This is a genomic window from Pseudochrobactrum sp. B5 (assembly GCF_001939785.1).
In the GTDB taxonomy this organism is placed as follows: domain Bacteria; phylum Pseudomonadota; class Alphaproteobacteria; order Rhizobiales; family Rhizobiaceae; genus Pseudochrobactrum; species Pseudochrobactrum saccharolyticum.
Genome location: NZ_MOYL01000019.1, coordinates 1 through 517, shown reverse-complemented (window position 1 = coordinate 517; position 517 = coordinate 1). Strand labels below are relative to the sequence as shown.

Genomic DNA, 517 nt, shown 5'->3' with positions numbered 1-517 from the left:
GCACCTTGATGAAATGGTCATCACGATCAAGGGTGAGAAGCATTTTCTGTGGCGCGCCGTTGATCAGGATGGCTTTGTACTCGATGTTCTTGTTCAGAAGCGCCGTAACACCAAGGCTGCCAAGCGTTTCATGCGTAAACTTCTACGCGGCCAGGGCTGTTCAGCCCGTGTCATGGTCAGCGATAAGCTGAGATCTTATGGTGCTGCCAAACGAGAACTGGGGATGAGCGTTTGCGAGCATCGTAACCGCGCTGAGAATTCGCACCAGCCCATCCGACGACGAGAGCGGGTCATGAAGCGCTTTAAATCAGCGCGACACGTGCAACGCTTCACATCCATTCACGACCCGGTCTACAATCTCCACTACTTTCCCCGCAACCTTCTCTCCTCAGCAGACCATCGCGAGCTACGCCAGACCGCCACAAACATGTGGCGTGAAATCGCATGCCTGAAAGCTGCATAATTTCAGCGTCATAGACAAAATTGCGGACTTGCTCAGGTTAACGTAACAGTGCCG

1 protein-coding gene is annotated in these 517 nt (G+C 53.2%); it reads left to right on the top strand.

Annotation, left to right across the window (positions count from 1 at the left end):
- The coding region (locus BKD14_RS18980) for a DDE-type integrase/transposase/recombinase (protein ID WP_139316494.1) at nt 1-463 on the top strand (463 nt) is incomplete at its 5' end.
- Between the last annotated feature and the right edge of the window lie 54 nt (nt 464-517).